Origin of the sequence: Nocardia sp. NPDC051321, from assembly GCF_044455225.1 — a bacterium.
Classification (GTDB): Bacteria; Actinomycetota; Actinomycetes; order Mycobacteriales; family Mycobacteriaceae; genus Nocardia.
Genome location: NZ_JBITEM010000001.1, coordinates 158,927 through 185,541 on the forward strand (window position 1 = coordinate 158,927; position 26,615 = coordinate 185,541).

General features: G+C 67.6%; 22 protein-coding genes and 1 pseudogene. 11 read left to right on the plus strand and 12 right to left on the minus strand.

Annotated elements, in window-relative coordinates:
• Positions 1 to 118: 118 nt before the first annotated feature.
• Both ACIA8C_RS00630 and ACIA8C_RS00635 read right to left on the minus strand, forming a co-directional pair.
• Complete coding sequence (locus tag ACIA8C_RS00630) at positions 119 to 619, minus strand: dihydrofolate reductase (RefSeq protein ID WP_397130148.1); 501 nt, start codon at positions 617 to 619, stop codon at positions 119 to 121.
• A 68-nt stretch (positions 620 to 687) separates the two neighbouring features.
• Entirely contained in the window at positions 688 to 1,488 is an 801-nt protein-coding gene (locus tag ACIA8C_RS00635) for a thymidylate synthase (RefSeq protein WP_397130149.1), read from the minus strand.
• 43 nt (positions 1,489 to 1,531) lie between these two features.
• On the opposite strand from ACIA8C_RS00635, the gene cobF reads away from it, so the two are divergent.
• Both cobF and ACIA8C_RS00645 read left to right on the plus strand, forming a co-directional pair.
• Entirely contained in the window at positions 1,532 to 2,269 is a 738-nt protein-coding gene (gene cobF / locus ACIA8C_RS00640; protein ID WP_397130150.1) for a precorrin-6A synthase (deacetylating), read from the plus strand.
• 40 nt (positions 2,270 to 2,309) lie between these two features.
• A complete protein-coding gene (locus ACIA8C_RS00645; protein ID WP_397130151.1) occupies positions 2,310 to 3,179 on the plus strand; it encodes an Fpg/Nei family DNA glycosylase in 870 nt (289 codons plus the stop codon).
• Between the two features lie 11 nt (positions 3,180 to 3,190).
• Here the strand turns inward: ACIA8C_RS00645 and ACIA8C_RS00650 are convergent, their stop codons facing one another.
• From ACIA8C_RS00650 to ACIA8C_RS00665, 4 genes are read right to left on the minus strand one after another with little or no spacing between them, the layout of a single operon-like run.
• Entirely contained in the window at positions 3,191 to 4,696 is a 1,506-nt protein-coding gene (locus ACIA8C_RS00650) for a carboxylesterase/lipase family protein (protein WP_397130152.1), read from the minus strand.
• 13 nt (positions 4,697 to 4,709) lie between these two features.
• Positions 4,710 to 6,176 (minus strand): dihydrolipoyl dehydrogenase family protein, encoded by a 1,467-nt coding sequence (locus tag ACIA8C_RS00655; RefSeq protein WP_397130153.1) that lies wholly within the window; start codon positions 6,174 to 6,176, stop codon positions 4,710 to 4,712.
• A 5-nt stretch (positions 6,177 to 6,181) separates the two neighbouring features.
• Positions 6,182 to 6,427, minus strand: coding sequence for a DUF2630 family protein (locus tag ACIA8C_RS00660; protein WP_397130154.1), 246 nt, complete (start codon positions 6,425 to 6,427; stop codon positions 6,182 to 6,184).
• Positions 6,428 to 6,437: 10 nt separating this feature from the next.
• Entirely contained in the window at positions 6,438 to 7,805 is a 1,368-nt protein-coding gene (locus ACIA8C_RS00665; RefSeq protein WP_397130155.1) for a PLP-dependent aminotransferase family protein, read from the minus strand.
• A gap of 80 nt (positions 7,806 to 7,885) precedes the next feature.
• Between ACIA8C_RS00665 and ACIA8C_RS00670 the strand changes: the two genes are divergently transcribed.
• The 3 genes and pseudogenes from ACIA8C_RS00670 to ACIA8C_RS00680 all read left to right on the plus strand — a co-directional run bounded on the left by ACIA8C_RS00670 (position 7,886) and on the right by ACIA8C_RS00680 (position 9,915).
• Positions 7,886 to 8,578, plus strand: coding sequence for a pyridoxamine 5'-phosphate oxidase family protein (locus ACIA8C_RS00670; protein WP_397130156.1), 693 nt, complete (start codon positions 7,886 to 7,888; stop codon positions 8,576 to 8,578).
• 271 nt (positions 8,579 to 8,849) lie between these two features.
• Positions 8,850 to 9,566, plus strand: a pseudogene (locus tag ACIA8C_RS00675) (hypothetical protein); the annotation flags it as partial.
• A 217-nt stretch (positions 9,567 to 9,783) separates the two neighbouring features.
• Positions 9,784 to 9,915 carry a helix-turn-helix domain-containing protein gene (locus tag ACIA8C_RS00680; RefSeq protein ID WP_397130724.1) on the plus strand — a complete coding sequence of 44 codons (132 nt, stop codon included), beginning with the start codon at positions 9,784 to 9,786 and terminating at the stop codon, positions 9,913 to 9,915.
• A 10-nt stretch (positions 9,916 to 9,925) separates the two neighbouring features.
• Here ACIA8C_RS00680 and ACIA8C_RS00685 read toward each other — a convergent pair whose 3' ends face one another.
• On the minus strand, positions 9,926 to 11,236 hold the full coding sequence (locus tag ACIA8C_RS00685; RefSeq protein WP_397130157.1) for a hypothetical protein: 1,311 nt from the start codon (positions 11,234 to 11,236) through the stop codon (positions 9,926 to 9,928).
• 199 nt (positions 11,237 to 11,435) lie between these two features.
• A complete protein-coding gene (locus tag ACIA8C_RS00690; RefSeq protein ID WP_397130158.1) occupies positions 11,436 to 12,197 on the minus strand; it encodes a crotonase/enoyl-CoA hydratase family protein in 762 nt (253 codons plus the stop codon).
• A gap of 94 nt (positions 12,198 to 12,291) precedes the next feature.
• On the opposite strand from ACIA8C_RS00690, the gene ACIA8C_RS00695 reads away from it, so the two are divergent.
• The 3 genes from ACIA8C_RS00695 (at position 12,292) to ACIA8C_RS00705 (ending at position 16,596) form a co-directional block, all read left to right on the plus strand.
• The gene (locus tag ACIA8C_RS00695) at positions 12,292 to 12,942 is read left to right on the plus strand and encodes a TetR/AcrR family transcriptional regulator (protein WP_397130159.1); all 651 of its coding nucleotides are present in this window, start codon (positions 12,292 to 12,294) and stop codon (positions 12,940 to 12,942) included.
• Complete coding sequence (locus ACIA8C_RS00700) at positions 12,929 to 14,548, plus strand: acyl-CoA dehydrogenase family protein (protein WP_397130160.1); 1,620 nt, start codon at positions 12,929 to 12,931, stop codon at positions 14,546 to 14,548. Before ACIA8C_RS00695 ends, ACIA8C_RS00700 begins: the two co-directional genes overlap by 14 nt.
• 521 nt (positions 14,549 to 15,069) lie before the next feature.
• Positions 15,070 to 16,596 (plus strand): M4 family metallopeptidase, encoded by a 1,527-nt coding sequence (locus tag ACIA8C_RS00705; protein WP_397130161.1) that lies wholly within the window; start codon positions 15,070 to 15,072, stop codon positions 16,594 to 16,596.
• Between the two features lie 70 nt (positions 16,597 to 16,666).
• Here ACIA8C_RS00705 and ACIA8C_RS00710 read toward each other — a convergent pair whose 3' ends face one another.
• A complete protein-coding gene (locus ACIA8C_RS00710) occupies positions 16,667 to 17,071 on the minus strand; it encodes a nuclear transport factor 2 family protein (protein WP_397130162.1) in 405 nt (134 codons plus the stop codon).
• Between the two features lie 129 nt (positions 17,072 to 17,200).
• Here ACIA8C_RS00710 and ACIA8C_RS00715 point away from each other — a divergent pair, with 129 nt between their 5' ends.
• A complete protein-coding gene (locus ACIA8C_RS00715) occupies positions 17,201 to 17,887 on the plus strand; it encodes a nucleoside/nucleotide kinase family protein (protein ID WP_397130163.1) in 687 nt (228 codons plus the stop codon).
• A gap of 9 nt (positions 17,888 to 17,896) precedes the next feature.
• On the opposite strand, the gene pgi is transcribed toward ACIA8C_RS00715, so the two are convergent.
• Positions 17,897 to 19,534 carry a glucose-6-phosphate isomerase gene (gene pgi / locus ACIA8C_RS00720; RefSeq protein WP_397130164.1) on the minus strand — a complete coding sequence of 546 codons (1,638 nt, stop codon included), beginning with the start codon at positions 19,532 to 19,534 and terminating at the stop codon, positions 17,897 to 17,899.
• A gap of 94 nt (positions 19,535 to 19,628) precedes the next feature.
• Between pgi and ACIA8C_RS00725 the strand changes: the two genes are divergently transcribed.
• A complete protein-coding gene (locus tag ACIA8C_RS00725) occupies positions 19,629 to 21,083 on the plus strand; it encodes an NAD-dependent succinate-semialdehyde dehydrogenase (RefSeq protein WP_397130165.1) in 1,455 nt (484 codons plus the stop codon).
• Between the two features lie 128 nt (positions 21,084 to 21,211).
• Here ACIA8C_RS00725 and ACIA8C_RS00730 read toward each other — a convergent pair whose 3' ends face one another.
• Positions 21,212 to 21,505 carry a chorismate mutase gene (locus ACIA8C_RS00730; protein ID WP_014988338.1) on the minus strand — a complete coding sequence of 98 codons (294 nt, stop codon included), beginning with the start codon at positions 21,503 to 21,505 and terminating at the stop codon, positions 21,212 to 21,214.
• A 383-nt stretch (positions 21,506 to 21,888) separates the two neighbouring features.
• On the opposite strand from ACIA8C_RS00730, the gene pcrA reads away from it, so the two are divergent.
• On the plus strand, positions 21,889 to 24,516 hold the full coding sequence (gene pcrA / locus ACIA8C_RS00735) for a DNA helicase PcrA (RefSeq protein WP_397130166.1): 2,628 nt from the start codon (positions 21,889 to 21,891) through the stop codon (positions 24,514 to 24,516).
• A 466-nt stretch (positions 24,517 to 24,982) separates the two neighbouring features.
• On the opposite strand, the gene ACIA8C_RS00740 is transcribed toward pcrA, so the two are convergent.
• Positions 24,983 to 26,362, minus strand: coding sequence for a DUF1731 domain-containing protein (locus tag ACIA8C_RS00740; protein ID WP_397130167.1), 1,380 nt, complete (start codon positions 26,360 to 26,362; stop codon positions 24,983 to 24,985).
• Positions 26,363 to 26,615: the final 253 nt, after the last annotated feature.

The following is a 26,615-nucleotide window of genomic DNA, read 5'->3' on the forward strand; positions in this document are numbered from 1 at the left end:
GCTTACTCGAGAAGTATGCCCGACCGTGCTTGGTCTCGAGACGGGTTTGCGCGGCCGTGGCGTTCTGTGATCGAACGGTGTTGTGCGGCCGCAACGATCGATGCGGAGAGTTAGCCGACTAGTCGGATTCGCGGCGGGTGTAGCGCCGGATCCGGTACCGGAGACCGGAGGTCGACTCGTGCCACGGCTCGTTCTCGTCGGCTGCCCACTCGGGGCCGATGGCCGGGGCGTAGGCATCGCCCGCGACGGCGGTGTCCACCTCGGTGACGAGCAGGTCGGTCGCGAAATCCATAGCGGCGCGGTAGATCTCGCCGCCACCGGCGATCCACACGGTGTCCGGTCCACTCAGCGCGAGTGCCTCGTCGATCGACGAGGCGCGTTCCGCGCCCTCGGCCGCCCAGTCCGATTGCCTGGTCACCACGATGTTGCGGCGGCCGGCCAGCGGGCGGAATTTCGGCGGAAGCGAATCCCAGGTGCGCCTGCCCATCACGACCGGATGTCCCATGGTGGCCGCCTTGAAGTTCGCCATGTCCTCGGGTACCCGCCAGGGGATGGTGTTCTCGGCGCCGATCACCCCGTCGGGGGTCTGCGCCCAGATCAGTCCGATCGTGCGCGTCACGCCCTGCCCGATTCGGTGTTCGCTTGGCCCTCCATGGTTACCCAAGCTGGGTCCTCCAGCGTGGCCGCTCACACCGCAACCGGGGCCTTGATAGCCGGATGATGCTGGTAGTCAACCACTTCCACGTCCTCGTAGACGTAGTCGAACAGCGTCGTCGCCGGCCGAAGGCGCAGCGTGGGGAACGGCAGCGGATCGCGGCTGAGCTGTTCGCGGACCTGGTCGAGATGGTTGTCGTAGATGTGGCAGTCGCCGCCGGTCCAGATGAAATCGCCGAGCGCGAGCTCGGTCTGCTGCGCGACCATCTGGGTGAGCAGCGCGTAGCTGGCGATATTGAACGGCACGCCGAGGAAGAGGTCGGCGCTGCGCTGATACAGCTGGCAGGACAGTTTTCCGTCGGCCACATAGAACTGGAAGAACGCGTGGCACGGGGCCAGCGCCATCTTGTCCAACTCCGAAACGTTCCAGGCGGACACGAGCATGCGCCGGGAATCGGGGTTGGTACGCAGGGTGTGCAGCACCTCGGAGATCTGGTCGATGTGCATGCCGTCCGGCGTCGGCCACGACCGCCACTGCACGCCGTAGACCGGGCCGAGTTCGCCGTCGGCGTCGGCCCATTCGTCCCAGATGGAGACGCCGTGCTCCTGCAGCCAGCGCACGTTGGAATCGCCGCGCAGGAACCAGAGCAACTCGTAGACGATCGACTTCAGATGCACCTTTTTCGTGGTGATCAACGGGAAGCCCGCCGCGAGGTCGTAGCGCAGCTGATGGCCGAAGATGCTGCGCGTTCCGGTGCCGGTGCGGTCCGGCTTCTCGGTGCCGGACTCCAGCACCAGCCGGAGCAGATCCTCGTACTGGGTATCGGTCGCCACGACTGCTCACACTAGTCTTCGCGCCACCTGGCAAGCTCGCCGCATGCGCAAGCTCTACGTGATCGGCATCGGCGCGGGCGACCCCGAGCAGGTGACGGTGCAGGCCATCAAGGCGATGCGGCAGGTCGAGGTGTTCTTCGTCATCGGCAAGGGCGCGGAGAAACGGGAGCTGGTCGAGGTGCGGACCGCGATCCTGGCCGAGCACGTCGATCGGCCGTATCGGATCGTGGAGATCGCCGACCCGCCCCGCGATCGGGCGCCCGCCGACTATCAAGGTGTCGTCGAGGACTGGCACGAGCGGCGCTCTGCGGTGCTGGAAGCGGCGTTCGCGCAGGTCGACGGGGTCGGCGGGATTCTGGTGTGGGGCGATCCGTCGCTCTACGACAGCACCCTGCGGATGATCGAGCGGGTGCTCGCGCGCGGGACGACGCCCTTCGATTACACGGTGATCCCCGGCGTGACCAGCGTGCAAGCGCTGGCCGCGCGGCATCGGATAGTGCTGCATCGCATCGGCGAACCGGTGCACATCACCACCGGCAGACGGCTGCGCGAGGAAGGGCTCGCCGATGCCGCCGTGGTGATGCTGGACGGCGACTGCTCGTTCACCGAGGTTCCGGGGGACGACGTGCACATCTGGTGGGGCGCGTATCTCGGCATGCCGGACGAAACGCTGATCGAGGGACCGCTGCGCGAGGTGGAGCAGCGGATCGTCGAACGCCGCGCCGGGTTGCGCGCCGAAAAGGGCTGGATCATGGACATCTACCTGCTCAGTCGGCGCTGACCGCCCTGCTCTTGTCGGTGCGGGCCGGTAGCCTGAGCAGGTGCCCGAACTACCGGAAGTAGAGGCGCTGGCGCAGTTTCTGCGGGAACACGCGGTCGGTGCGGTGGTGGGGCGCGTGGATGTGGCCGCGTTGAGCGCCGTGAAGACGTTCGACCCGCCGGTGACCGCGCTGTCCGGCCGGGACGTGACCGGGGCTGGGCGCTGGGGAAAGTTTCTCGGGCTGGACTGCGGTGGATTGTGGCTGATCACGCACCTGTCCCGAGGCGGCTGGCTGCGGTGGATCGACGAACCAAGCCAGACGCCGCCGAGGCCCGGCGGAAAGAGTCCGCTGGCGCTGCGGGTGCATTTCTTCACCCCGGAGGGCGCGACACCCGCCTTCGATCTCACCGAGGCGGGCACCAAGAAGCGGCTCGCGGTGTACATCGTCGACGACCCGAAGCTGGTGCCCGGCATCGCCCGGCTCGGGCCGGACGCCCTGGCGGTGACCGAGGAGGAGTTCATCGAGATCCTGCGCGGCACCTCGCAGCGGATCAAGACCGCGATCGTCGACCAGACCCTGCTGGCCGGCATCGGCAACGCCTACTCCGACGAGATCCTGCACACGGCGAAGATCTCTCCGTTCGCCAACACGAAAACCCTTGCGGCAGATAAGGGTCCCGAGCTGTACGCGGCCATGCGCTCGGTGCTCACCGATGCGGTGCTGCGTTCGTCGGGTCAGGCCGCCGCCCGGCTCAAGGGCGAAAAGCGTTCCGGCATGCAGGTGCACGCCCGCACCGGGCTGCCGTGCCCGGTCTGCGGCGACACCGTGCGCGAGGTGTCCTACGCCGAGCGGTCCTTCCAGTACTGCCCGACCTGTCAGACCGGCGGCAAGATCCTTGCCGACCGGCGGATGTCGCGGCTGCTCAAATAAGAGCTACCGGCTCAGGTCATCGTCGGTACGCGGACGCCTTGCCAGGCAAGGCGTTTCGCCTTGTCCGGGTCGTGTTCCAGTCGGGTGGTCGCATCGATGATCAAGGTGCTGCGGCGCGATTCGGAGTAGGCGGGCCAGGAGGGTAGTGGTGCGCCGGTGCGGGCGAACGCGAGCCAGTTGTCCTGGAATTGCTGGGTGACGGACTGGAGTCCGCGTCGGCCGCCCGCGGCGGTGATGGCACGGCCGAACGGCGAATCGCCGCCGCCGAAGACCGGGATCAGGTCCGAGGCGTGGGTGGCGCCGAGGCCCGCGAGACGCATTGCGCGCGGGGCGAAGTCGTAGCGGTAGGCATAGGTGGGGGCGTAGCGGCTGTGCCCCGCCATCACCGTGACCGACGGACGCCAGAAGACGAAGTCGCCACCGGCGCGCACGGCCGCCTTGGCGTCCGGGTAGCCGGGATACGCTGCGGCGATCCGGGATTCGGAGTCGTCATCGGCCAGCGCCGCGCGCAGCCGGTCCGGTGTGGTCGGCAGCGAATCGGCGAACTTCGCGAACAGGGTGCCTTCGTCGCGGTTCGTGCCGATGATGAGCGGCACCCGATGGGCGTTGCCGTCGGTGATCGCATCGATCGGCGACTGCGGCAGCACCTCGCCGTCGACCACCGGGGCGATCGGGAACAGGCCCCGGCGTTCGCGCAGGACCCGATTGCTGGTGCGGTCGACCGCGCGTCGAATGTCGTTGGCGCTCGCGGTGCGCAATGCGTTGGCGGCCTGGTCCGGCGTGCTGCCGAGCGCTTCGACGCAGCGCCTGGCGAACCGGCGGGCGTCGTCGGCGGTCATTGCCCAGTCGGCGGGCGGGCTCTGCGAAATCGCCTGGTGGAACAGCCCTTTCGCGGCGGGTGCGGCGAGCAGGCTGAGCACCGCGTGCGCGCCCGCGGACTCGCCGAAGATGGTGACATTGGCCGGATCGCCACCGAACGCGGCGATATTGGTGTGCACCCATTCCAATGCGGCCACCTGGTCGCGCAATCCGAGGTTTGACTCGAAAACGTGCTCCGGCGTGGAGAATTCACCGAAATCGACGTACCCGAACGCGCCGAGCCGGTAGTTCAGCGACACCAGCACCGCGTCGCCGCGCACCGCAAGCCGAGCGCCGGAGTACAGGCCGAGCGCCGACGTCCCGGTGAGGTAGCCGCCACCGTGAATGAACACCAGCACCGGGCGCGGCTTGTCCGACGGCGTCACGGGCACGGTGACATTCAGTGTCAGCGAGTCCTCGTCGGTCGGCTGGTACTGGCGCGGCCCGATCCGCGCGCCGGCCCGATGCTGCATCGCGGCGAATCCGAACTCGGTGCTCTCCCGCACCCCCGCCCATGGCTGCACCGGTTGCGGTGCCCGAAAACGCAAGTCGCCCACCGGTGGGGCCGCGTAGGGAAGGGACCGCCAGCGCAATACCCGGCGGCCACGACGACCGCGAACGACTCCGTCGGCGGTTTGGATATCTGTCGATGCCACCATCCGCCAATGATACTTACGCGCGCCGTGTCTCCAACAGGCGTAACCAGAACTCGCTCACCGCGGGAAAAGCGGGCACCGCGTGCCACAGGGTTGCCAGCGGCACCTTGCCGACCACCGCGATGGTGGCCGCGTGCAATTGTTCGCCCGCCTCCGGCCCGACGAAGGTGGCGCCGAGCATGGTGTCGGAGGTGGTGTCGATGACCAGCTTCGCGTGGCCCGCGAAGTCGTTGCGCGCCAACGAGGAACCGGCGACAGCGATGTCGAGCTCCACGGTCTCGACGGCATGGCCCGCGTCCCTGGCCGCGGCCTCGGTCAGTCCGACGGAGGCGACCTCGGGCGCGGTGTACACCACCTGCGGTACCTGCCCGTGGTCGGCGCTCGCGGTGAACCTGGCGTCGTCGAGTGGCTTGCCCTCCGCGCGGGCCGCGATGACGTCGCCACACACCCTGGCCTGGTACTTACCCATATGGGTAAGGGCGGCGCGGTGATTCAGATCGCCGACGCAGTACAGCCAGTCGCCGTCCACGCCGCGCGCCGTCAGCTGGTCGTCGACCTGCACATAGCCGTCCTGCAGTCCGACGGAGTCCAGGCCGAGGCCCTCGGTCGCCGGGGTGCGGCCGGCCGCCACGATGATCTCGTCGGCCTCGATCTCGGTGTCGCCCTGCGCGCCGTGCAGCCGCACGGTGACCGGGCCGCCGTGGATCCGCCCCTCGCCGGTGTCCTTGGCATCGGGCCGGTGCACGCTCGTGGGTTCGGTGCCGAGCAGGACCTGCACACCGCTGCCCCGCAACGCCGCGAGCACGCGCTCGCTCGCGAACGGTTCGGCCGAGGCGAGCACGGCTTTGCCGCGCACGATCATGCTGACGTCCGCGCCGAGCGTGGCCAACCAGGTCGCCGCCTCGCACGCCACCACACCGCCGCCGATGATCACCACGCGCCCGGGGACCTCGTGCAGGTTGGTGGCGTCGCGGGAGATCCACGGCAGCGCGTCACGCAGGCCGGGCACATCCGGGACGCTCGCCCGGGTGCCGGTGGCCAGCACCACCGCGTGCCTGGCCAGCAGCAGCCGACCGTCGACCTCGACCTGACGCTCGCCGACCAGCCGCCCGGTGCCACGGACGACCTCGATGCGGTGGTCGCGAGCCCACTTCACCTGCGACGCGTCGTCCTGGTTGCTGATGAAGTGGTCGCGTCGCCGCAGCACCGCCTCGACGTCGAGGCCGGTCGCGCTGAGTCCGTCCATGGCCTGCGCGGCGGCAAGCACATGGCCGGGCCGCAGCAGGGCCTTGCTCGGAATGCAGGCCCAATAGGAACATTCGCCGCCGACGAGTTCGCGTTCCACGATCACGGCGGTGCGATCGCTGCCGGCGATGGCGTAGTCGGCGGCGTTCTCGCCGGCCGGGCCGCCACCGATCACGATGACGTCGTATTCGGCAGGGGTGCGGCCTTCCGCGGCGCGCAAGCTTTCGGTGCTCGGCATGGCGGTTATTGCAGGTAGCCCTCGACCTGACCGGGAGAGCTCGGTTCGGCGCCGTCCGGCGACTGGCCCTGGTCGATGCGCGCCCTGCGGTGCCGCAGCAGGTCCCACGCCTGGTCGAGCATCACCTCGAGCTCGGCGAGCTGCTGGCGTTCCGCCTTGGGGTCCAGGTCACCCTTGGCGGCCTGCGCGCGCAGCTCGTGCTCCTGGTCGACCAGTGCCTTGATGCGGGCCAAAACGTCCTGTTCGGTCATGGCGACCATGCTACGGCCGCGCCAGGCAGTCGGCGGCTATCGGCACCGCCCTGGCCAGGTCGGGCCAGGACAGCGCGGTGTAGCCGAGCGTGACGCCGTGGTGACGCCGCTGGCCGAGGTGGTAGCGGGCGAGCGGGTCGAGCGCGACGCCCTCGGCGCGGGCCGCGGCGACGCTGCGTTGCTCGGCTTCGGCCGAGGCGAGCGGCACGACCACATGGGAACCCGCGTCGTCGCCGAGCACGTCGAGCCCGCGCCTGCGCAGCTCGGTCACCATGAGCGCCCGGCGCGGCGGCAGCGCGCGGCGCAGCCGGCGCAGGTGCCTGGCCAGGTCGCCGTGCGCGGCGAGGGAAACGAACACCTGCTGGCCCGCCGGGCTCGGGCTGGTTCCGGTCCGCTGCCGATGCGCGACGACCGCGTCGGCGATCTCCGGCGCGGCGACGAGCCAGCCGACGCCGAGGCTCGGTGAGAGGATCTTGCTTGTGGTGCCGAGATGCACGACCACGTCCGGTGCCATCGCGGCCAGCAAGGGCAATGGTGCGGTGTCGTAACGCAATTCGCCGTCGTAGTCGTCCTCGATGATCAGCAGCCCGGCGCGGCGGGCGTGCTCGACGAGCTCGACCCGGCGCGCGGCGGGCAGTCGCGCACCGAGCGGAAACTGGTGTGCCGGTGTGCAATACACGGCCTTGATGTGCGGCGGCAGCAGATCGACGCGGAGGCCGTGCGCGTCGACCGGGACGGGCAGTACCCGGACCCCTGCCGCCACGAAAGCGCCGACGGCGCGCTGATATCCGGGGTCCTCGATGGCGACGGCGTCGCCGGGTGACAGCAGCGCGGCGGCGAGTTCGCCTACGGCGGAACTGGTTCCGGCCGTCGCGAGCAGCACCGTTTCGCTGCCCGCGCCGAGTCCGCGATGGCGGAGCAGATGTTCGGTGATGGCCGCGCGGAAGTCCTGCTCGCCCGCGCGGTCCTTGCGTACCAGCGGGGACAGGTCGGCGGCGGCCCGCCAGGCGCGCCGCCACGCGGGCCGGTCGATCGCGTCGGCGCACGGCGCGCCGGGCTCCAGATCGAGCAGGGCCGGACCGGCGCCTGCACCGTCGGGTTGAAACGTGTGCGGCGGCGCGGCGGGCGGGGTGGTCGTCAAGTAGGTGCCCGAACCGCGCTTGCCGCTGATCCAGCCCTCGGCGTGCAGCTGGTCGAAGGCGGCCGCCACGACAGTGCGGCTCACGCCGAGGCGCCCGGCAAGGGAGCGCGACGACGGCAATCGGTCGCCGCCACGCAGCAGCCCGTTGCTCGCCGCGGCCCGCAGGCCGTCGGCGACCTGCACAGACAGTGGCTCGGGCAGCGCGCGATCGAGGACAAGGGGTAGTTCGTCGAGCAACGGTCACCTCACGAATGGACTGTAATAATCTCCCTGAATTGGCACTTTCATAGTGCCACTCGTCGCCCGATGCTGGTCATATGACCCCATCGGCCAACCCAAGGACCCCGCTCTCGCCGACCCCGCGCAGCACGCTGACGCGGTCGAAGGAACGAGGGCGGAACGAGCGAGCAGACCTGGACGCGGTCCTCGACGCAGGTCTGGTCTGCCACCTCGGCGTACTGCTCGGCGGCGCGCCCGTGGTGCTACCGACCATCTACGGACGCGACGGCGACACCATGTACGTGCACGGCTCGACCGGTGCGGGCAATCTGCGCGCCGCGCTGGCTGGGGACGTCTCGGTCGCGGTCACCCTGGTCGACGGCGTCGTCTATGCCCGCTCGGCGTTCCACTTCTCGATGAACTTCCGCTCGGCGGTGGTGCACGGACGCGCAATAGAGGTCACCGACGCCGCGGATCGGCTGCACGCACTCGAGGTGATCACCGAACACGCCGCGCCGGGTGCTTGGTCGCGAGTGCGTCCACCGAACAAGAAGGAGCTGGCCGCCACGGTCGTGCTCGCGCTCGATCTCACCGAAGCCTCGGTGAAGGTCCGCGCCGGTGGTCCCAAGGACGACCCTGCGGATATCGAGAACGGTGGGGTGTGGGCGGGCGTGCTGCCGATGCGCCAGGTATGGGGCGAGCCGATCGATTCGGCCGACCTCGAGCCGGGGCGCACAGTGCCGAGTGACGTGCTCGAGCGGTCCGCGTCCAGCCTCGTACCGGTGCGGTAGGTCAAGGTTCGGCAGCCAAGAAATTCGGCCGGGTGTTTGTGCATCGGACGGGGTAGTGCCTTGGCCGCATGCACTAAAAATGTTGGCTGGAACTGCCTATTGTGCGGACCGGTTTGGTTATGCAAACAATGTGCGGGTGACTGCTGCCCCCGATCCCGCCGCGCTGGCCGATTTTTCCGACTACCTGCGGGAAGCGTTGCCCGGGATCGCCCGCGACGTGCTGTCCGGGGTGTTCGGTGAAGTGCCCTCGTATCGGGAGTTGTCCGCCGACATGGTCGAGCGGGACCTGCCGCTGGCCGCCGAGGCGAATCTGCGACTGTTTCTGCGGTCGCTGGCCGAGGGGCGGGCGCCGCGTGCGGACGAGTTGACCGAACTGATCGACATCGCGGTGCGGCGAGCCAGGGCCGGGATCCCGCTCGACGCGGTGCTTTCGGTGTATCACCATGGCGCGATCGCCGCCTGGAATTCGGTGTCCGCGTTGGCGACGACACCCGAGCAGCGTGAACAGCTTTTGGCGGCAGTACCTTACGTGCTCGGCTATCTCGGGGCGGTGACGCCCGGGGTCGCGGGCGGGTATCTGCGCGAGCGTCAGGATCTGCACTGGGAGCAGCGGGAGGCCAAACGTGCGGTGGCGCAGGCGCTGGTGCACGGAACGCCCGCCGACCTGCTTGCCGAACGGTTCGGGATCTCCTTGGACGGCGGGTTCGACGTGCTCGTATTCCGGGTGGCCGAGGCGGATTCGGCCGGTGGGAATCGGCCGGTGCTGCGCATTGTGCAGACCGAGATCGACGCGGTGTCCAGCCGGGTGCTGAGCACGGTCGAGCGCGGGGGTGGCGTGTTGCTGGTGCCCGGCGGGGAGGGCGAACTCGGCACTGTGCTGGACACTTTCGTCACCCGGGTCGCGCAGAGCACCGGGGCGCGGGCGGTCGCCGGATTCGCGACCGCGGTTGGTGTGCAGGACGTGCCCGCGGCGGCGGAGGAGGCGGGCGAAATCGCCAGGCTCGCTTATCAACTCGGGCGGCCGACGGCGGTGTATCGGATGGCGGACTTGGCCTTGCAATACCAACTCGCTCGGCCCGGTCCGGCGCGCTCCTGGCTGCTCACGCTGCTCGACCCGCTTCGCGACCAGCCTCACCTGTTGGACGCGCTGCGTGCGCTCATCGCCAACGACTACAAACCGGCAGCAGGCCGCCGCGGCCCTTGTCGTGCACCGCAATACGCTCAACTACCGCCTCAATCGAATAGGCAAGGTGACCGGCTACGACCCCAATCGGCCGGACCATGCCCAGCTCTTCGCGGCCGCGCTTACCGCAAGCGATATCGACGCGATCGAATGACGGTGCGGTATCACCAAGCGCGAACGGGAATTCCGGATTGCAGCAAGGTTTGCTGTGCCAAATCTGTTAGTGCGGCGGATGATTCGATGCTCGACGGGTCGAGGCTGACCAGGGACAGGATGTAGTCGTCGGCAATGCGGCAGAGGTAGCCGGACAGCCGAGTCCTCGGGAGCCGCGCGACGGTCAGGCCAGGGTGGATGGCGCGGGCGGCGACGCCGAGGCAGCGATGCGGGCCCAGCGCGCGCAGGGTGGCGGGCAGGGTTCCGATGTTGGAGCACAGGATGTCTCGCTCACCGGCGCCCCTGGACAACGCGTAGGCCCAACGGTCGGGTATCACCTGGAGTAGTTCCTCGGGCATGCCGCCGGGACTGGTCATCCGGCACTCGTAAGCGGCGCGTGACTTCTGCCGGATGGTCGCGAGGGTGTCGGTGCGATCGATCGTGATGTCGGTCATCGCCAGGTCGTTGTCGACCCTGGGTTCGTCGCGAGTGTCGACCGGAAGACTGGCGTCGATCGTGTCGTGCTGAAAACCACTGGTCCACAGCATGTTTGCGACAACAGAGATGAACAGACTGTTGGCAGTGCCGTCCTGTGCGGCGGCCACGCGGTCCCATTCGGCCGCAGTGCATTGCAGTATCGCGCCGGACGTCTGCACGCGAGACGCCGCGTCGGTGCGAGTGCGGCCCGTCGCTCGGCTCGGCTGGGCGGGAATCCCGCGACGCAACGCTTTTGCGGTACCGCGCAATACGATCGACCACTGCTTGCTCGCATCAGCCCAGTCCGACTCCGGTGTCGTCGAACGTGTCCGCGGCAGGCGTGGTGCCGAGCCCGAGGCGCCGCGATGTGCCGACGGGCGGCCCGAGTCGGAATCGGTGGTCAGGGACGTACCGCCGAGGGCGGCATCCGCCGCGAGTATCAGTGCCCTACCGTCGGCGACGGAATGCGAACAGGTCAGGGAGACAAGGGAACCGCCATCGTCCAGTGCGATAGCGGCCAGTCGCCAACCAGGACCGAATTCAGGGTCGAGGTCGGCGCCCTGTGCATCCGCCCAAGTCATGAGCGCGGTGGCGGCAAGGAGCTGATCGGTGAGTGCTAGCGGGTAGGCGCGGGTATTGCACTGCCAGGAACGCCGGGCACCCGGTACCTGCGGCCGAACCACCCGCCGACCCAACGGACCGGTGCGCAGCGCCTCGTGCACCTCGCGCAACAGCGCGGGGTCGATACGGTCGGCCGTGCGCCACAAGCCTTGCAGGGCAATGGGAGTGCCGAGGCCACGGTGGGTACGCAGGAAGATCTCGTCGACGACGCTCAAGCGGCCCATCGGGCGCACGATTACCCCTCGCTCTCGACTACGCTCGGTCGCGCCGCGCCGCGCCCATGGTTGTTTCGTGGTGCGCGTTCACGTCTCCCACTCGCCACCGCTCGGCGCCATCGTGCCTGCTGCCCGCATTGTGTCGCTGGTCGATGCTAGCGCTCGGCTCCGTCGTGCGCGGCACGCGCTGTGCGGTCGTTTCACCAGCTCACGCCCGTGCGCCGTGCCGACCCGCACCCGAGGCGAAACGCTGAGCCCCGTCGAGCGCGCCGTTGGTCAGCGCGGTCATGCCGTGTCGGAGCTCGTTGCGCAATGCGGCCTCCTCGTCCATGCCGTCCTGCTCCAGCAGCGACATGCGGTCCGAGCGCAGACAGGCTTGCGGCAGCGCGGCCAGCTCGGCGGCGAGTTGTTCTGCGGCACTGCGGGCTTCGCCGGTCGGGACGACACGGTTGGCCAGGCCGATGTGCAGGGCTTCGGTGGCGTCGACGGGGCGGCCGGTGAGCACCATGTCCATGGCGCGGCTGCTGCCGATGAGCCGCGGCAGGCGCAGCGTGCCGCCATCGATGAGCGGTACCCCCCAGCGGCGGCAGAACACGCCGAAGACGCTGTCCTGCTCGGCAACTCGCAGATCACACCACAGCGCGAGCTCGAGCCCGCCCGCGACCGCGTATCCGGAGACGGCCGCGATCACCGGCTTGGACAACCGCATCCTGGTGGGACCCATCGGGCCGTCGCCCTCCTCGGTGACCACATTGGACCGCTCGGTGCCGAGGCCCTTGAGGTCGGCGCCCGCGCAGAAGGTGCCGCCGTCACCCCAGAGCACGGCAACCGCCGCGTCGGGATCGGCATCGAACTCGCGGAAGGCGTCGGCCAACGCGGCGGCGGTGGGCCCGTCGACGGCGTTGCGCGCTTCGGGCCGATGCAGGATCACCGTGGTCACCGGACCCTGGCGCTCGATTCGTACATTCATGACTCCACCTCACTGGTCCGCTCGGACACGACCCCGACCATACGCCGTAAAACCCCTCTTGTGGCAAGAAATGAATTCGTGGTTCACTTCTTGTGTGGCCTACCGCAGAACCCCCGCAGTGCAGGCCCGTCTGGACGCCCAGGCGGGGCTGATCGTGCAGGCCGCGACCAAGGTTTTGTCCAGTGCGGGCTACGCCGGGCTCTCCATGGCGGCCGTCGCGGCCGAGGCGGGCGTGGCCACTGGAACCGTCTACAAGAGCTTCGCGGGCAAGGCGGAACTGGTCAGCGCGGTATTCCGCAAAGTGGTCGCCTGGGAGGTGGCCGCGGTGGTCGCCGCGAGCGTCGACGGCACCGCGATCGAGCGGGTGACCGCCGCGGTGGAGACCTTCGCCGGACGCGCGCTGAAGAATCGGAAGCTCGCCTACGTGCTGCTCGTCGAGCCCGTCGACACCGTGGTCGACGCGGAACGGCTGCATTTCCGCCGCGCCTTCGCCGAGGCCTTCGAATCGGCTGTCGCGGACGGTGTTTCGCGTGGCGAGCTGCCCGCACAGGATGCGCGGACCAGTGCCGCCGCGCTGGTCGGCGCGATCGGCGAGGTGCTCGTCGGCCCGCTCGCCTCGGCGCCGCACGGGGAATCCGTTGTCCCCGAACTCATTACCTTCGCATTGCGCGCACTCGGGGTGCGCGCGGAGCCGAGCGAGTCGATCGCTCGGCAGGAATCAGGAGTGTCCGATGCAGACGCATGAAGTCTTCAACCAGGTACCCGACATCGCGCCGTTCGACGTCGCGCGCAATCCGGCGCTGATCGAGGGTCTGCACCGGGAGGGCGCGGGCTGGGCCGAGGCCGAGGTGCGTGAACTCGGGGTGCTGGCAGGCGGATCCGAGGCGCAGGAGTGGGGACGCCTGGCCAACGAGAACCCGCCGGTGCTGCACACGCACGACCGCTACGGCAACCGGATCGACGAGGTCGAATTCCATCCGCACTGGCACGACTTGATGAATGTCGCTGTGTCGCATGGCCTGCACGGTTCGCCGTGGTTGGACGACCGGCCCGGTACGCACGTCGCGCGCGCCGCGAAGTTCTTCACCTGGGGTGCCGCCGAGGCCGGGCACATGTGCCCCATCTCGATGACCTACGCCGTGGTGCCCGCGTTGCGGCACAACAAGGAACTGTCGGCGCGATACGAACCGCTGCTCGGGTCCCGGGTCTACGATTTCGGTCTGCGCGAGCCGTCGTCGAAGGCGGGCCTGATTGCCGGCATGTCGATGACCGAAAAGCAGGGCGGCTCCGACGTCCGCGCCAACACCACGACCGCGACACCGCAGCCCGACGGCTCGTATCGGATCGTCGGGCACAAGTGGTTCACCTCGGCCCCGATGTCGGACATGTTCCTCACGCTGGCCCAGGCGCCCGGCGGCCTGTCCTGCTTCCTGCTCACCAGGGTGTTGCCGGACGGAACGCGCAATCCCATTCGCATCCAACGGCTCAAGGACAAGCTCGGCAACAAGTCCAATGCCTCCTCGGAGATCGAATACGAGAACGCCACCGGTTGGCTGGTCGGTGCGGAGGGCGCCGGGGTCAAGACCATCATCGAGATGGTGAACATGACCAGGCTGGACTGCGTGATCGGCTCGGCGACCAACATGCGGACCGGCGTGGTGTTCGCCGCGCACCACGCGCGGTATCGAGAAGCGTTCGGCGCCAAGCTGATCGATCAGCCTGCCATGCGTAACGTGCTGGCGGACTTGGTGATCGAGTCCGACGCCGCCACCACGGTGATGATGCGGCTGGCCGGTGCGACCGACCGGGCCGGCCATGATCCGGCCGAGGCGGCGCTGCGGCGCATCGCGTTGGCGGTGACCAAGTATTGGGTGTGCAAGCGGGTGCCCTCGCATGCGGCCGAGGCGCTGGAATGCCTCGGCGGCAACGGTTATGCCGAGGAGTCGGGCATGCCGCGGCTCTACCGGGAGGCCCCGCTGATGTCCATCTGGGAGGGTTCCGGCAATGTCGCGGCGCTGGACGCGTTGCGCGCCATGGGGCGTCAGCCGGAGACGGTCGAGGCGTACTTCAACGAGGTCTCGCTGGCCCGCGGCGAGAACCCGCGGCTCGACGACGCCATCACGCGGGTCGGCAAGGAACTGTCCGACCTCAGCGACATCGAGTTCCGGGCCCGGCGCGTCGTCGAGCTCATGGCTCTGGTGCTGCAGGGTGCGCAGTTGGTCCGGCACGGTCACCCGGCGGTCGCCGATGCCTTCTGTGCCACCAGGCTCGGCGACGATTGGGGCATCGCTTTCGGCACCTTGCCGACCGGTGTGGATACCGGAGCGATCCTGGGGCGCGCGTTGGTGTGAGTTCGCCGCGTCGGCCGGAATGGGTTGGGTAGCAATAGTTCTGGCTGAGTTATTGGTGCAATTGTTGATCTTTGTCGTGGGTACAGTGGCGTACCTCAATGGGTTGGCCATCGAAAGCTGTTCTCGCTGAGCGAGTTAGCTTGCGGTGTCTCGGGATCGCCGGTAGATCAATGTAATTGATGGTTCGGCATGCCACGCGGTGTAAGGCGCCTCTTTGCTGGATATCCATGCATTCGAAAGATATTCGCGCATAACTTCTCACGGCCCGAATTCGGCGATAGCTCAAAGATTCCCAGCCCATTCATCTGTTTCCCCAGTACTCGTCTCCAGTCGAGTTGACCGCCCGTCTGTGGTTCTACTTGGTCATGAAACCCACACATAAACGGGCGGGTCGAAATACCGCCTTTGCGATAATTGCTGTCGGGGCAATGATCTTCGCGTCCGGCCCTGGCGCCAGCGGTCAGCCGCCGGCCAGTCCATCCGCACCGGCGGGTTCCGACCTTTCCTCCGTACCGAAAGAAGTGACGACGGATGCGCAAGGCTCCGTCCAGCAGGTGGTCCCCAAGGAGCCGATCAAGGCTCCGGCGGGAACGGCTGCCGAAGCGCCGGCCGCGGCGGAGGCGCACGCGAACGGTGTGCAGAAGGCGCTCGGCGGAAATGGCGATACCGCCGGTAATCTGGTCGTGGAGTCGGTGTTCCAGGTTGGTGAGGGATCCACGGTCCGACTGCGTCAGGAGATTGACAAGGTACAGGTGTTCGGCGCATCGGCGGCGCAGTCGCTGACCGCCGACGGCTCACTGATCTCGGTGACCGGTTCGCTGTCGAAGAAGTCGCAGGGCAAGTTCGCGACGACTCAACCGTCCGCCCAGGTGCAGCAGGCCGCGCTGAAAAAGGTTGCCGACCAGAGCAAGACGGCAATCGACAAGCTGTCCGTGAGCGACACGAAGGCCTTCTGGTACGACTCGAAGCTGGCAGCCAAGGACGAGGCACAGAGCATCGCGGTGCCCGCGTTCAAGGTCGACATCATCGGTGCGGCCGCCGAGAAGAAGGGCGAGCCCGCGACCTGGGTCGTCTTCGTCGACGCGAACAATCCCGGCAAGGTGCTCGACAGCTGGAGTGAGACCAAGAACCTCAACCGTGTCGTGTGCGACAACGCCAACCGGCGGATCGACCCCAACCGGGCCGGATGTGGCACCGGCAGCCTTCGTTCCACCAGGTCGGAAGGCCAGCCCCCCAGCGGAATCGCGGACGTCGACAAGATCTACGACTACTTCGGCAAGACCGAGCAGTTCTACGCGCAGTACACCAAGGTGGCGAACCTGACCAACCTGATCGGGTCGGACACCGGTGACGGCAAAGGTAAAGCGCTGCGCGGCACCGTCCGTCTCTGCACCACCACCGAATGCCCCTACCAGAACGCGTTCTGGTCCGGCAGCTACATGGCCTACGGCACGGGTCTGACCACCGAGGACATCACCGCACACGAGCTCACCCACGGCGTAACCCAGCACACCAACGGTCTGGTCTACCGCAATGAGCCTGGCGCGATCAACGAGTCCATGTCGGACGTCTTCGGCGAGCTCACCTTCCTGGTTGACACCGCCAACCCGTGCAACACCGCCGCCAATCGGTGGAAGCTCGGTGTCTGCAGCTCGATCGGCGTGATCCGGGATATGAAGAACCCGAAGGCATACCAAGATCCCGACACCTACAAGGGCCAGTACTGGTACGCCGGTAGTGGCGACAGTGGCGGCGTCCACACCAACAGCGGCGTGGGCAACCGGACCGCGTCGATCATGGTCGACGGTGGCACCCTCAATGGCGTGACCGTCACCGCGCTCGGCATCCCGAAGGTCGCCGCGCTCTACTGGACGACGCAGACCCTGCTGTCGTCGAACTCCAATTACGGCGCATTGTCCACCGCGCTGAAGAACGCGTGCAACACCAATGTCCGCAACAACACCGCGGGCACAACGGCCGCTGACTGCGTCCAGGTGGCCAACGCCACCAAGGCAACCAAGCTGCCGCAGCTAGCGACCCGCGACTAACAATCGCTATCGCTAGAACCGAACATCTCACCGCGCTCATCTCGAGCTCGGTGAGTTGTTCTTTTGTTCGCTAGGGCGCGATTGTTTCCAGCACTCGCTCGACCAGTGCGGTGTCACAGTGCTCGATCACCTCCGTCAATTGCCCGTCGGTTACCCGGAAGATGAAACAGTAGGTTTGGTGGTAACGGTCGCCGCGAATGGTGTCGCCGTACCCGCGGGCCTGGACGACGACTCGGTCGTCCGCCGCGATGACGAAGTCGGCGGCGACCCGATATTCGGTGAACTGGGCCATCAACGGCCGCAGAAGTTCCTTCAGCACAACGGCTTTCGGCTCCCAGGTGCCGCTCCATGACCAACTTCCGGGAAACACCCAGCGGAATTCGTCCGCCATCGCCTCGCTCAGCGCGCTGGTGTTGCCCGCGGCCATCTGCTCGAAGATGTGCTCCAGCAGTTTCTTGTTCTCGATCGCACTCACTCGATCGACGGTAGGAGCGCCTTGTCCGTGCGACAAGCGACAATCCCGCATGCGCGGCATGCGTGATCGGCATGGATGCGGCAGCCATCGAGGAGCGCGGTCTCGGCGACCCGGCAGTACAGTGGCGCGGTGGACAGGGCGTATGCCGAAACATCGTTGAGCGCGCTGGTCCGGCGGGTGCGCGAGCACGCGGACGGCCGCGGCGGCCGATACCTGCTCGGCATCGTCGGGCCGCCCGGTGTGGGGAAGTCCACCCTGTCGGTCCGGCTGCGCAACGCGCTCAATGCCGAGTCGCCGATCGCCGAGATCGCGCCGATGGACGGCTATCACCTGACCAACGACGTATTGCGTGCCGCGGGAAGCCTTGCGCGCAAAGGGGAACCGGACACCTTCGATACCGCGGCTTTCCTGGACAACCTCCGCAGACTCCGCGACGCCCCGATCGGCGAACCGGTGCCGTGGCCGACCTTCGACCGCGCCATCGACGCCCCGATCCCCGCCGGTCTCGTCTTCGATCGACAGCAGATCGTGCTCACCGAGGGGAATTACCTGCTGCTCGACGATGTCGGGGACCGGGAATGGTCGGCGGTGCGCAAGCTGCTCGACGAGTGCTGGTACCTCGACGCACCGCGACGTCTGATCGAGGATCGGTTGCTGCGCCGCCACATTCGCGGCGGCCGCACGCCCGCCGCCGCCCGGACGAAGGTACGTGACAGCGACCTGTTGAACGCCGACCTGATCGGCACCACAAAGGCGCGAGCCGATCTGGTGCTACGTCAACGCGGCCGCCGCTACGACGTCGTAGTGCCGTCCTGACCGGCCGGTCTACTTCTTGGCGCGGTACCAGCGGATAAGCGCGTCGGTGGACGAGTCCCCTTGTGGCTCAGGCTCTTCCGAAGAGGTCAGCAGTGGCGCAAGAGCCAGCGCCTGCTGCTTGCCGAGCTCGACGCCCCACTGATCGAAGCTGTCGACGCCCCAGATGGTGCCCTCGACGAACACCTGATGCTCGTAGAGCGCGATCAGCTGGCCGACGACCGACGGGGTGAGCTGCGGCGCGAGGATGGTTGTGCTCGGCCGGTTGCCCAGCATCACCTTGTGCGGCACCACCTTCGGGTCGGTGCCCTCGGCGGCGATCTCCTCGGCGGTCTTGCCGAACGCGAGCACCTTGGTCTGTGCGAACAGGTTGCTCATCAGCAGGTCGTGCATGCTGCCGGTGCCGTCACGGGTGGGCAGATCGTCGGTGGGGCGAGCGAAACCGATGAAGTCGGCCGGGATGAGACGGGTGCCCTGATGCAGCAGCTGATAGAAGGCGTGCTGGCCGTTGGTTCCCGGCTCGCCCCAGAAGATTTCGCCGGTGGAGGTGGTGACCGGGCTGCCGTCGGCGCGCACCGACTTGCCGTTGGACTCCATCGTGAGCTGCTGCAGGTAGGCCGGGAAGCGGGCCAGATCGTTCGAATAGGGCAGCACCGCACGGGATTCCGCGCCGAAGAAGTTCGAGTACCAGACGCCGAGCAGGCCGAGCAGCACCGGTGCGTTCGCCGCCAGCGGCGCGTTCGCGAAATGCTGGTCCACGGCGTGCATTCCGGCGAGGAACTCGGCGAACCGCGCCTTGCCGATCGCCGCCATCACCGAGAGACCGATCGCGGAATCCACCGAGTAGCGGCCGCCGACCCAGTCCCAGAAGCCGAACATGTTGGCGGTGTCGATGCCGAAATCCGCGACCTTCTCGGCGTTGGTCGAGACGGCGACGAAATGCTTGGCGACGGCGTCCTCGCCGAGCGCGCCGACCAGCCAGCGCCGGGCGGCGGTCGCGTTGGTCAGCGTCTCCAGGGTGGAGAAGGTTTTCGAGGCGACGATGAACAGCGTTGTCGCAGGGTCGAGTCCGTCGAGCTCGGCCACCAGGTCGGCCGGATCGACATTGGAGACGAACCGCGCGCTGATGCCCGCGTCGGCGTAGTGCCGCAACGCTTGGTACACCATCACCGGCCCGAGATCGGACCCGCCGATGCCGATATTGACCACGGTGCTGATGCGTTCGCCGGTGGCGCCGCGCCATTCGCCGGAGCGCACCGCGTCGGTGAACTCACCCATCCGGCGCAGCACCTCGTGCACCTCGGCGCCCGCGTCGGCACCGTCCACGGTCAGCGACTCGCCCTCGGGCAGCCGCAACGCGATGTGCGCGACCGCGCGATCCTCCGAGGTGTTGATGTGCTCGCCGCGGAACATCGCGTCCCTGCGCTCGGCGACCTTGGCCTCGCGGGCCAATTCGACGAGCAGATGCAGGGTTTCCCGCGAGATCCGATGCTTGCTGAAGTCGATGTGCAGGTCCGCAACGTCGATAGTCAGCGCACGGCCACGCGACGGATCGTCGGCGAAGAGCTCCCGCAGGTGCCGCCCCGCGATCCCGTCGAAGTGTTCGTGCAGTTTCCGCCAGGCCGCCGTGGCGGTGATGTCGCTGCTCACGTTCGCCGAGGTTACTCACCGCCCCACCGCCGCGCACGGCAAACACCCCGCCGGACTCGGTGAGAACTGATTCGGCTCGGCCTACGCTGGCCTCATGGTGTCCGAACGCGAAGTTCTCGAATCCGTCCCGACGCAACTATGGATCGGTGGGCCGGTGGCCGCCACCGGCGGCGGCACCTTTCCGGTGCACAACCCGGCCACCGGGGAGGTACTGGCCGAGGTCGCCGACGCGACACCCGAGGACGCGGTGCGCGCCCTGGACGCGGCCGTCGCGGTGCAGGCCGAGTGGGCCGCGCGGCCGTCGCGGGAACGCGGCGAGATCCTGCGCGCGGTCTTCGAGCAGATCACCGCGCGTGCCGAGGAATTCGCGCTGCTGATGACCCTGGAAATGGGCAAGGCGCTGCCGGAGAGCCGCAATGAGGTGAAGTATGGCGCGGAGTTCTTCCGGTGGTTCAGCGAGGAAGCTGTCCGGGTACACGGGCGCTACCTGCACGCGCCGTCCGGCACCGGCCGGATCATGGTGCACAAGCAGCCGGTCGGGCCGTGCCTGGCGATCACGCCGTGGAATTTCCCCCTCGCGATGGGCACCCGCAAGATCGGCCCCGCGCTGGCCGCGGGTTGCACGATGATCGTCAAGCCCGCCTCGGCGACGCCACTGACCATGCTGCTGCTTGCCAAGCTGTGCGGCGAGGCCGGGCTGCCGGACGGGGTGCTCTCGGTGATCACGTCGAGCCATTCCGGCGCGGTGACCCAGCCGCTGCTCGACGATCCCCGGCTGCGCAAGCTGACCTTCACCGGCTCCACCGAGGTGGGCAAGAAGCTGGTGGAGAAGTCGGCGAACGGATTGCTTCGCACGTCGATGGAACTCGGCGGCAACGCGCCGTTCGTGGTGTTCGACGACGCGGACATCGACGCGGCCGTGCAGGGCGCGATGCTGGCGAAGCTGCGCAACGGCGGCGAGGCGTGCACCGCGGCCAACCGCTTCCACGTGCAGAACGGCGTGCTCGAGGAGTTCACCAGCAAGTTCGTCGAGGCCATGTCGAGCGGCGTTACCCTCGGCCCCGGCACCGACCCGAACACCACCCTCGGCCCGCTCATCAACGAGGAGCAGCTCAACATCGTCAGCGAACTGGTCGAGGACGCCGTCACGGCGGGTGCTCAGGTCCGGCTCGGCGGCAAGGCACCCGGCGGTCCCGGCTGGTACTACCCGGCCACCATCCTCAGCGATATCCCGGCGCAGGCCAGGATCCTGCGCGAGGAGGTCTTCGGCCCGGTCGCGCCGATCGTCGGCTTCGCGACCGAGGCGGAAGGCATCGCCGCGGCGAACGACACCGAGTTCGGTCTGGTCAGCTACGTCTACACCCGGGACCTGGACCGCGCCCTGCGTGTCGCCGAGGGCCTCGAGTCCGGCATGGTGGGCGTCAACCGCGGCGTAATCTCCGATCCCGCAGCACCTTTCGGCGGCGTCAAGGCATCGGGCTTCGGCCGCGAGGGCGGCACCGAGGGCATCGAGGAATACCTCTCCACCAAGTACATCGCGCTGAGCTGAGCCGCCGCAGAGACGAAACGACCGCCCCGGGGTGATGAACACCCGGGGCGGCCTTGGGGATGCGGTTGTCGTACTTTTTGCCGCATGGGTCTAGGGCCGCGCGTAGCGGCCGACAGGGGAGGGGGCCGTCAGTGGCCGAGGCGGCCGCGACCGAGGCGCAGCAGGAGCATGGCGAGCGTGTGGCCTTCCTGGCCGAGTTCGCTGAATCGCTCCAGCACCTTCATTTCACGATTGTGTACGAGGCGGGGCCCACCCGACGCCATCCTGGTCCGGCCGATGATCCGGGAGATCTCCGTGCGACGCTTGATGGCGGCGAGGATCTCGGCATCGAGACGATCGATCTCCTTACGGAGCTTGTCGATCTCCGCGTCGCTCTGCGGCAACGCCGAATCGGACCCGGTCGTCGTGGCGGGGGTGCTCATCATTCATCTCCTCGTGTCAGAACTGGATCGGCGGGTGAGCCCGGCTCGTTACCGATCGGTTCTTTCACCATGAAACAGACCTGGTGGGGCCGTCGAATTGTCCCCCCAGGATGTGCGCTCAGATACAGGTGCCGCGATCACGATATCCGGTCGGTAACCGAAACGGATGTATCGCGCGGGCACTCATCATGTCGCCAGTCTGCCACGGGCCGGTAGGTATGCAAAACATTTCGTTTTGTGAATCTGCTGAGAAGCAGGACACGAAATGGTCGCGGCGCCTGCCTGCGGAGTTCACCCGCCGTTCGCCGGGGCGGTACCGAACAGAAACCGGAGCCACCCGGGGCTTCATCTCTGTCGGTGCCCGCCGGTAGCGTGGATGGGCGATGGACATCACGGTGGCTCCCAAGACGCAGGCCGGTCGCGCCCTGCAGCCGGATTCGACACACAAACCGCAGGTCACCGGTGGTAACACCGACCATGCGGGCGGGCCCGTTGAGGAGGTGCGTGCGGTGCGGGAAACACAGCGGGCCGCTGTCCCCGAACCGCCGCCGTCGGCCACCGATTTGGAACAACGGCGTGTCGAACGGGAGCGTCGGCGCGCCGAGGAAGCCGAGCAGCTACTCGACGGCCTGAATCCACAGCAGCGGGCCGCCGTTGTGCACAGTGGCGCACCCCTGCTCATCGTGGCCGGCGCGGGTTCCGGCAAAACCGCCGTGCTCACCCGCCGCATTGCCTACCTGCTCGCCGCCCGTGGCGTGACGCCCGGCCAGGTGCTCGCGATCACCTTCACCAACAAGGCTGCTGCGGAGATGCGGGAGCGGGTCATCGGCCTGGTCGGCCCGCGGGCGAACAACATGTGGGTATCCACTTTCCACTCCAGTTGTGTCCGCATCCTGCGCATGCAAGCGGCCCTGCTGCCCGGCCTGAATTCCAATTTCTCCATCTACGATGCCGACGATTCGCGGCGACTGCTCACCATGATCAGCCGCGACTTCGACATCGACACGAAGAAATACACGGCGCGGCTGCTGTCCACCGCCATCTCGAATCTGAAGAACGAGCTGATCGGGCCGCAACAGGCGGTCGCGGACGCCGAGTCCGACGAAACCGAACTGCCCGGCCTGGTCGCCCGCGTCTACACCGAATATCAACGGCGGTTACGCGCGGCGAACGCGCTGGACTTCGACGATCTGATCGGCGAGACGGTGGCGCTGCTGCAACATCATCCGCAGGTCGCCGAGTACTACCGGCGCCGGTTCCGGCACGTACTCGTCGACGAGTACCAGGACACCAACCACGCTCAGTACATTCTGGTGCGCGAGCTGGTCGGTCACCATCGGAAAGAACAGAGCGAGGATCAGGCCCCGCCGAGCGAGCTGTGCGTGGTGGGTGACGCGGATCAGTCCATCTATGCCTTCCGCGGCGCGACCATCCGCAATATCGAAGAGTTCGAGCGCGACTTCCCGGACGCGGAAACCATTCTGCTGGAACAGAACTACCGCTCCACCCAGCACATCCTGTCCGCCGCAAACGCGGTGATCTCGCGCAACGAGAACCGGCGCGACAAGAAGCTGTGGACCGATTCCGGCGAGGGCGACCTGATCACCGGCTACGTCGCCGACAACGAGCACGACGAGGCCGCGTTCGTGGCCCGCGAGATCGACAAGCTGGTCGACCAGGGTGAGGCCAACTACGGCGACGTCGCGGTGTTCTACCGGACCAACAACAACTCCCGTGCGCTGGAAGAGATCTTCATCCGGATGGGGTTGCCGTACAAGGTGGTCGGCGGTGTCCGGTTCTACGAGCGCAAGGAGGTGCGCGACATCGTCGCCTACCTGCGGGTGCTGGAGAACCCGGAGGACGCGGTGAGCGTGCGCCGGATCCTGAACACGCCGCGGCGCGGCATCGGCGATCGCGCCGAGGCCTGCGTGGCGGTGCACGCCGACCAGCGCGGCATCGGTTTCGCCGCGGCGCTGCGGGACGCGGCCGACGGCAAGGTCGCGCTGCTGAACACCAGGGCGCAGCGGGCGATCGCCGGGTTCCTCGACCTGCTCGAGGAGATCCGGGCGGCGGGCGTGCAGGAAAACCTCGACTTCCCCGATGTCGGCAATGTCGTCGACGCGGTGCTGGAGCGCACCGGCTACCGGGCCGAGCTGGAGTCGTCCGACGATCCGCAGGACGGCGCCCGGCTGGACAACCTCAACGAACTGGTCAGCGTCGCACGGGAATTCAGCTCCGAGGCGCACAACAACGCGGAGGCCGCCCGCGCGGAGGGCCTGCTGCCGGAGGCCGCCGAGGGCGAACCCGATCCCGGGTCGCTCGCCGCGTTCCTGGAGCGGGTCTCGCTGGTCGCCGACACCGACCAGATCCCGGACGAGGGCACCGGCGTGGTGACGATGATGACCCTGCACACCGCCAAGGGGCTCGAATTCCCCGTCGTCTTCGTGACCGGCTGGGAGGACGGCCAGTTCCCGCACATGCGGGCGCTCGGCGATCCGACCGAGCTGGCCGAGGAACGCCGACTCGCCTACGTCGGCATCACCCGCGCCAGGAAGCGGCTGTACCTCACCCGCGCCGTGGTGCGTTCCGGCTGGGGGCAGCCGGTGTCCAACCCGGAATCTCGCTTCCTACAGGAGATCCCGGACCACCTGATCGACTGGCGGCGGCTGGAACCGACCGGCTCCGCGGCGACCAGGGGCATCCGCAGGCGAGGTGACGACGACCGGATGGAACGCGATTGGACCCGCGGCGACGGCTGGTCCGAGCAGCAGCGACCCGGTGTGCGCGGCGGCGACCGCGGATCCCGTCGCCCCGCCCCCGGCGGGGCGGCCCGCAACAACGCCAACCTCGTTCTCGCCGTGGGCGATCGAGTCAGCGACGACAAATACGGACTCGGCAAGGTGGTCGCCGCGGAAGGCTTCGGCCCCCTCGCCACGGTCACCATCGACTTCGGCACCGCAGGCAAGATCCGCCTCATCCCCCAATACAGCAGAACCCTGGTAAAGCTGTGACCCGTCCGCAGCGGTAAGCACCATCGAGGTGAGTCATATGGTCGCTTAAAGATCTTGTAAAGCGACCTTTTGACTCACGTCGATGAGCGAGAACGACCATTTCGCTCACCTCGATTGTGGAAGATCCCAAGGACTCGATGGGTGTACTCGTCCGGGTGAGTACAGCTAAGGACGACCCAAGGTCAGCAGCCCTGAAAGCTGAAGACCTGTCCAGGTTTTTCCGTGAGTAGTGTGGTTGCGTCGTGTGCCGTACCCGGCTGTAGGTGCACGTCAGGTGCGTGGTGTCGCGTTCCAGCGTGGTCATCTGGCTGTGGTCCGGTTTCGAGATTTTCAATATCAAATGAAATCGCGGCGGTGGGGGTGAGGGTTCTTCGCATACCTGTTTCTCCCTTCACCTATTTGGCAGCTGCCGAGGGGTATGTGAAAGAAGACGCGGGTGTGCGAAGTTGACCTATCTGTCGCTTGGTCAGCGTGGTAGTAGGTCGGTGAGGGCTTCGTTCAGGGTGGGGTAGCGGAAGGTGAAGTTGTTGTCGCGCAGTACTTCTGAGGTGGCGTGGCGGCCGGTTAGGGCGAGGGCCGGGTCGGTGCGGAGGAAGACGGCGCCGATCTTCAGGATCGCGGTCGGGGTCGGTGGGGCCGGTGGGCGGTGCAGGTGGCTGCGTAGCGCGGCCATCAGCTCACGGTTGCGGACGGGGAAGTCGGTGGCGGCCACCAGGATTCCGTTCGGCAGGGTGAGCTGGGGGTCTAGGCCGAGAGCGGCGCGCACGATGGCAAGCCAATCCTCGACGTGAATCCAGCTGAACCATTGGTCGCCAGGGCCGACGCGGCCGCCGAGGCCTGCTTTGGTCAACTGGCCAAGGCGTTTCAGTGCGGGAGCTTGCGGGTCGAGCACGATCGAGGTGCGCAGGATGGTCGAGTGTGCGGCGTTGGCGCCGTCGAACGCCCGCTCCCACGGTTCGGCTACACCGGTCATCTGTGGCAGCCCCACCGGCAGCGGAGTTGTTTCGACACAACGGGTTTCGCCAGCGTCCGACCAGATCGCGGTGGTGCTGGCCTGTACCCAGTAGTCGATGGGCGCGTCGAGCGTGGCGGCCGCGTCCACTAGCGCGCGGGTGGAATCCACTCGGCTGCGCCGCAATTCGTCGACATTACGTTTGCTGGGCCGGCAGTCGACCAGCTTGCCCGCCAGGTTGATGATCGCGGTCCGCCCCGGATTGCGCAGCGTAGCAACCCAATTGCCCACCGACCTACCGTCCCACTCCACCTGGTTGAACGGCAGTCCGGTGTCGCGTCGCCGGGTGAGTACGGTCACCCGATGACCGCGGCAGGTCAGGTCAGCGGCGATATGCTTACCCAACGCGCCTGTGCCACCGGCAATTACGACGGTGAGCGCGGACGCCGAGGGTTCGATACCCGCCAGCTGGGCCAGCCGTGCGAAGCAGACGCGCGCGTCGGTCTCCAACAGCGGCCCGACCACCATCCTGGCGATCGGCGCCGACAGCCCCGTGAACGTGAGCCGCTGGGTGATCTCGGTGCCGCCGTCGCGCGGCGTCAACGTCCAGGTCAGCCGCATTCGCCCGATCGGTTCCGGCTGCTCGATGCTCAGTTCCCGCCCGGGAATCAGCGTGCTGATGACGAACGGCGGCGCCGTCCGCCCATGCAATGTCTCGAGGACCCGCCCCCTAGGCAGGTAGTCACCCGTGGTGCCCACCGCGACCGAACCATGCAGCCGAACCGAGGTGACGCCCGGATGCCATTCCGGCCACCGAGCCGGATCCGCCACCACCGCCCACACGAGTTCCGTTGGAAGCGCAATGAACTGGGTGTACAACGTTGTACGTGCCATACCGACGACGCTAGTCCCTGACCAGCATCGATGAACCGTGCGCCTCATCACCTACCGGTCGCTCCAGCATCGGACCAGAATGCGCGGCGCATGGCTCCGGCATCGCCGAGAGTTCTGCCTGGTGTCCCAACCAACGGCCCATCGGCCCCGCACCTGCCCCCTGTCTCGACCATCCAGCCGCGCGCCGATTCGCCCTGTGCGCACGAAATTGCCAGCGGTTTCGTGAGTCGCAGCACGATATGCGCGCGCCGTC